This is a genomic window from Streptomyces sp. MB09-01, assembly GCF_033794505.1.
In the GTDB taxonomy this organism is placed as follows: Bacteria; Actinomycetota; Actinomycetes; order Streptomycetales; family Streptomycetaceae; genus Streptomyces.
In genome coordinates this window covers 1-5,969 of record NZ_JARAYQ010000181.1, presented here as the reverse complement: position 1 = coordinate 5,969, position 5,969 = coordinate 1, and the positions used below count along the sequence as shown (strand labels likewise).

6 protein-coding genes are annotated in these 5,969 nt (G+C 72.1%); 2 read left to right on the top strand and 4 right to left on the bottom strand.

The features are described 5' to 3' along the window. On the top strand, positions 1-385 hold a 385-nt coding region (locus PV721_RS30220), incomplete at its 5' end, for a hypothetical protein (protein WP_319729754.1). A gap of 352 nt (positions 386-737) precedes the next feature. Continuing rightward, on the top strand, positions 738-1,160 hold the full coding sequence (locus PV721_RS30215) for an STAS domain-containing protein (protein ID WP_319729752.1): 423 nt from the start codon (positions 738-740) through the stop codon (positions 1,158-1,160). A gap of 228 nt (positions 1,161-1,388) precedes the next feature. Here PV721_RS30215 and PV721_RS30210 read toward each other — a convergent pair whose 3' ends face one another. From PV721_RS30210 to PV721_RS30195, 4 genes are all read right to left on the bottom strand, one after another. Then, positions 1,389-1,604, bottom strand: coding sequence for a hypothetical protein (locus PV721_RS30210; RefSeq protein ID WP_319729750.1), 216 nt, complete (start codon positions 1,602-1,604; stop codon positions 1,389-1,391). A 166-nt stretch (positions 1,605-1,770) separates the two neighbouring features. Then, the gene (locus PV721_RS30205) at positions 1,771-2,049 is read right to left on the bottom strand and encodes a ferrous iron transport protein A (protein ID WP_319729748.1); all 279 of its coding nucleotides are present in this window, start codon (positions 2,047-2,049) and stop codon (positions 1,771-1,773) included. 893 nt (positions 2,050-2,942) lie between these two features. Beyond that, complete coding sequence (locus PV721_RS30200; RefSeq protein WP_319729786.1) at positions 2,943-3,824, bottom strand: ABC transporter substrate-binding protein; 882 nt, start codon at positions 3,822-3,824, stop codon at positions 2,943-2,945. A gap of 106 nt (positions 3,825-3,930) precedes the next feature. After that, a complete protein-coding gene (locus PV721_RS30195; protein WP_416371216.1) occupies positions 3,931-5,943 on the bottom strand; it encodes an ABC transporter permease subunit in 2,013 nt (670 codons plus the stop codon). Between the last annotated feature and the right edge of the window lie 26 nt (positions 5,944-5,969).

The window sequence follows — 5,969 nt, the reverse complement described above, 5'->3', positions numbered from 1 at the left end:
GCTCGTGTCCAGGGACCGGCTCGTGTCCAGGGACCGGCTCGTGTCCAGGGACCGGCTCGTGTCCAGGGACCGGCTCGTGTCCAGGGACCGGCTCGTGTCCAGGGACCGGCTCGTGTCCAGGGACCGGCTCGTGTCCAGGGACCGGCTCGTGTCCAGGGACCAGCTCGTGTCCAGGGACCGGCTCGTGTCCAGGGACCGGCTCGTGTCCAGGGACCGGCTCGTGTCCAGGGACCGGCTCGTGTCCAGGGACCGGCTCGTGTCCAGGGACCGGCTCGTGTCCAGGGACCGGCTCGTGTCGGCCGGCCGGGCCGTGTCCGCCGGCCGGCCTCCGTCCGCCGGCCAGTGCGTCGCGGACGTCGGTGCGGGTCGCGCCGTCCAGGCGTAGCGCGATGGAGAGTTCCGCCGCGGACATCACCTGGGCGTGTGCGCCGAGCATCCGCCCGGCGATGTCCGCGGGGGAGGCCCCGGCGGGCGTGGTAGGCGTGAGGAGTCCTTGCCGGTCCATCCGGCGGGCGTTCGCGGCGGCCCAGGACACCGGGATCGGCTGCATGGGGCCACGCTACGTCTCGCCGGGCGGGACCAGGGCCCGCACGTTTCGAATGCCTGCCGCGCGGCGGGCGTCTGACGCCTCATCCGGGTGGCATCTTTCCCCCTGTCGGGGATCGCTACTGGTCACATGGGGTGAAAGGAACGCGTGGCTCGTTTCCCGGCACCGGGTGGGACGCGTTGATGGGGATGTGAGTACCTCAAGCACCGCCCCGATACTGCCCTCCGCTCTCGCACCCCTGGCCCTTCCCACCGTGCACGACTCGGGCGCTGACACCGAGGCCGGCGGCATAGTCGTCAACTCCTGCACCACCCTCGGCGCCACTCTGGTCGTCAGCCTCAGCGGGGAGATCGACCACTTCAGTGCCGTCCCGCTGCGCGCGCTCCTGGCCTCGGCGGCCGACGCCGGCTACACCGGCCTCGTACTGGACGCCTCCCGCGTCACCTTCGCCGACTCCGGCTTCCTGGCCGTCCTCGAATGGTGGCCCCGGCACGGACGCCGCCTCAGGCTCGCGAACCGCTCCCGGGCCGTGAAACGCCTCCTGCACGCCGCCGCCACGGCGACTCGGCAGCCGGCCCGGACCGCCTCCCTGACGGCGCAGGCGATGTCATGACGTTCATACTCCTGACCTGCACTCCGATGCTCGCGGCGGTCCTCCTGCTGTACGGGGACCGCTGTGAGCCGCGGAACCGCCGCCCTGCCCAGCCACCTCTGACCACACCTCCCAGAACCTTGATCCACCGCCCCCTGGCGCCCCCGGTCTTCGGCCCGATGGCGTAACCCCGGTCAGGGCGGCCCGCGATGGCCGCGGGCCCCCTGTGGGCCGGGCAGTGGCCGCCGGTCAGCCGAAGCTGCGCCTGCGGTCCCCGGTCTGCTGCGGCGGGATGTGGCGCAGCCGGCGGGGATGGCGCCGGCTCCGGCCGGTCCTGCGCGTGTCCTCATCACGTGGCCGCGCTGTGCCTTCGTCGGATTCTGCGGGTGTCACCGCGGGGGCGAGCGCGATCGCAGCGATGACCGCCGTCACCACCACGAGGATGATTCCGATGCTCACGGACATGATTCCCGCCTTTCGCTTTGGCCCGTACCTCTTGTAGCTACTCAGGGTTTCCCATACAGGGCGCAATAAACACGTTGAGTGATGTTTGGCTGGGATCGCCACGCGGTCGCCCCGTGTCCTCGACGCGCTCGCCGTGGAACTCGCAGGCCTCGTACGCGTAGTGGCGCTACGCCTCGGGCTCCGGCCCGGTCCTCAGGTACCGTCCCCAGATCCGGGCCTTGCGATAGGGGCCGTTGCCGTCGCTGTCGTACTGCGGCGCGTCGAAGGTGACCCAGTACAGCAACTCGCCACTGAGCGCCCGGGCATGTTCGTTGGGTTCGGGTGCGCCCATGGCGTCGATCGTTCCGGAGAACTCGGCCTGCCAAGGACCGTCCCAGTCCGGGGCGCGAACGACGGTGACCCGGCTGCCCGGTGCCCAAGCACCCGTCGGCCAGGTCTGGTTCAAAGGACGACCGAGGACGTGCTCCGTGGCCTGGCGGTCATCGGCATCCGCTGGAACAGAGTCGGAACCATGTGTCATGCCGCCCACACTGCCCGCACCACTCCAGGAGCGCCAGAAGATGAAGACCGAGCCGAAGCCGGCACCGGGTGAGACGGGGTCGGCTCCGTACGCCGGACGAGTCGGCAGGGGCGCTTGCCCGGACTCAGCGCTGGTGCACCTCGTGCAGATCGCCGTGCGTAGCCGGGCGCCATCGTGTGCCCCTGTAGTCGGTGAAGCAGACGACCGGCCCGTCCGGAGTGTCCGGCTGCCCGGGGAGCGGCTCCGACAAGAAGACGTACAGTCCGTTCGCACCCACCGCTTGCAACGGAGCTCGAACGACGTCACCGGCCGCTTCCACCACCCGCTGGTCCGAGTCGTCGTACCGGTACCGCGCTGAAAGAGCCCGCGGGAACTCCCTCTCACCGCCCGTGCGCACCGAAACGTCTGTCACGGGCTCGCGGCTCTCGTTGCCGAACACCGCACGCCAGACACCGGCCTCATCAAGCCGCGCCCTGAAGGTGACCTGTCGTGCCTGTCCCCTTTTGCATTCCTCGGCTGTGGACTGCAATTCAGCCCGCTCGAGGGCCAGGTTGGCCGACTGGACGGCGATGAACCGGCGCTGCTCCCCGATCTGTCTGCGCTGACTCGCCAGTGTCCATACGCCACTGCTGCAGCTCCGGCCGCGAAGAAGGCCCCCACCCAGGTCGGTACGTCACCCCAGTCGACCGCACTCGTGATGGGCAGCATCCCGCCACGGGCAGTGCCGGGCGGCTCCGTGGTCGGCGGTGTCGTCCGGTCGGGCGGCGGCTCCGCGCCTCTCCCCTTCCCTCGCGGAGAGGGGAGGGCGCGGAGGGCGGTCACTCGACCCAGGGCTTCCACACGTCCTCGTTGCGCTCCACCCACTTCTTCGCCGCCTGCGCGGGCGACAGTTTCTCCTCGGCGATCATGAGGGACACCTCGTTCTGCTGCGCCTTGGTCCAGTGGAGCTTCTTCAGGAAGTCGGCCGCCTTTCCGCCCGACTCCGCGAAGCGCGTGTTCAGGTACTTCTGCAGTGGTGTGTGCGGGTAGGCGCAGGCCACCTTCTGCGGATCGTCCGCGCAGCCCTCCGTGTACTCGGGGAGCTTCACCTCGGTCATCGGGACGCGTTCGAAGAGCCACTGCGGCTCGTACCAGTACGTCAGGAAGGGCTTGTGTTCCTTGGCGAACTGCTTGATCTGGGTGATCTGGGCCGCCTCGGAGCCGGCGAAGACCACTTCGAAGTCCAGGCCCAGGTTCTTCACCAGGGCCTTGTCGTTCGTGATGTAGGACGGGGAGCCGTCCATCAGCTGGCCCTTGCCGCGGCTCTCGGGGGTGCGGAGCTGGTCGGCGTACTTGTCGAGGTTCTTCCAGTCGGTGACGTCGGGGTGCGCTTCGGCGAAGTACGTGGGGACGAACCAGCCGATGTGGCCCGTCACTCCCAGGTCCCCGCCGGGGGTGATGGTCTTCTTGCCCTCTACGTACCGCTTCTCCTGTTCGGGGTGGCCCCAGTCCTCCAGGATGGCGTCGACGCGGCCCTGGCTGAGGGCGTCCCAGGCGGGGACCTCGTCGACCTGGACGGTGTCCACCCGGTAGCCCAGCTCGTGTTCGAGGAGGTAGGCGGCGACGGCGGTGTTCGCCTGGGCGCCGACCCACGACTGGACGGAGAGGGTGACGGTCTTCGCGCCCTGTGCGGCGGCGTACGGGGAGGACTGGCGGGTCATGTCGGCGGCCCCGCAGCCGGTGAGGACTGCGAGTCCGGTGGCGGCCGCCAGGACGGCCGCTCCGCGCCGGTGGTGACGGGGGCCCCGGTGGTGTGCGTCGCGCATGTCAGGCCTCCTTCGCGGGCTGGGTGACGCGGTCGAGGAGCAGGCCGAGGCAGACGATCGCGGCGCCGGCCACCAGGCCGGTGGCCAGGTCGCCCTGGGCGAGGCCGAGGACGACGTCGTAGCCGAGCGCGCCGCCGCCGACCAGGCCGCCGATGATGACGACGGCGAGGACCAGGACCACGGCCTGGTTGACGGCCAGTAGCAACGCGGGCCGGGCCAGGGGTAGTTGTACCTGTCGCAGCAGCTGTGAGCGGGTCGCGCCGAGCGAGCGGGCGGATTCCACGACGGTCGGGTCCACCTCGCGCAGGCCCTGGACGGTGATCCGGACGACGGCCGGGAGCGCGTACACGACCGCGGCCGCGGCGGCGGGTGCGCGGCCGACGCCGAACAGCGCGACCACGGGGATGAGGTAGACGAACTGCGGCAGGGTCTGGCACACGTCGAGGACGGGCCGCAGCAGACGTTCGGCGCGGGCGCTGCGGGCGGCGCACACGGCGATCGCGAATCCGAGTACGAGCGTGACCGCCACGGCGGCCAGGACCTGGGAGAGCGTGTCCAGGGAGGCTTCCCAGACACCGAGCACTCCGACGGCGGCCAGGGCGAGGACCGCGGTGAGTGCGGTGCGCCAGGTGCCGGCGAGGAGGGCGAGCGCGCAGGCCACGAGCAGGAGCAGCCACCAGGGAGCGGCCTGGAGCCCGCTGCGCAGGGGGTCGAGGATCCAGCCGGTGAAGCGGGCGGCCCAGTCGGCGGTGCCGCCGACGACGGGTACGCCGGAGTAGAGGTGGTCGGTCATCCAGGCGACGGCCGAGTTCACGGGGGCAGCCACGGAGACGGTCCAGGACTCGGGCCACAGGGAGCTGCCGGCGATGCGGCCGGCGACGGCGGCGGCCACGGCCGCGAGGAGGGTGAGCAGGCGGCCGTACCAGCCGGAGAACACCCGGCGCAGCAGGTGCTGTTCGCGGGCGGGTACGGGGTCTGCGCCGATGCGGCGGCCGGCGGCGTCGGCGGTGCGGTCCAGCACCACGGCGAGCAGCACGATCGGGATGCCGGCGGCGAGGGCGGCGCCGACGTCCACGGAGGCGAGGGCCTGGTAGACGCGGTCGCCGAGGCCGCCCGCGCCGATCACGGAGGCGATGACGGCCATGGACAGGCCCGTCATGATGGCCTGGTTGACGCCGAGCAGGAGCTGTCGGCGCGCGAGCGGGAGGCGTGCGGTCAGCAGCCGCTGGCGGCCGGTGGCGCCGAGCGAGGCGGCGGCTTCCATGACGCCCGCGTCGGCCTCGCGCAGGCCGAGGGCGGTGAGGCGGGCCATGGGCGGGGCGGCGTAGACCACGGTGGCGAGGACGGCGGCGGGCACGCCGATGCCGAAGACCAGCACCATCGGCAGCAGGTACGCGAAGGCCGGCAGGATCTGCATGGTGTCGAGTACGGGGCGCAGCATGCGGTCGGCGCGCGGGGAGAGCCCCGCCGCGAGGCCCAGCAGGGCGCCGAGCACGACGGAGGCGGCGACGGCGACGACCATCAGCGCGAGGGTCTGCATGGTCGGCACCCACATGCCGAGCAGTCCGCAGGCGGCGAAGGCGGCGGCGCAGGTCAGGGCGAGGCGGATGCCGGCGAGGCGCCAGGCGACCAGGGCGGCCAGGGCGGTGACCCCGGTCCATCCGGCGGCGAGGAGGAGCACGTACACGGCTCGGACGGACACCACGACGGCGTTGCTGACGTGGCCGAAGCCGTAGAGGAACAGCCAGTGGCTGTCGCGGTGGTCGATGATCCAGTCGCCGGCGCGGCCGAGCGGGCCGGACAGGTCGACGGCCAGGGCCGCGGGCCAGCTGCCGGCGCCCGGGAAGACCACGGCGAGCGGGATCAGCAGGGCGGCGGCGACGCCCAGCGGGAGGAGGAGTCCGCGGCGCCCGGCGAGGCCGGGCAGGGCTCTGCGGGGGCGGTCCTGCAGGGCGGGCTCGGTGCGGGAGGGACGCGGGCCGACGGACCGTGCGGAGGACCGCGGGGCCTGCACGGCGGCGGCGCGGGAGTCGGGCGGGG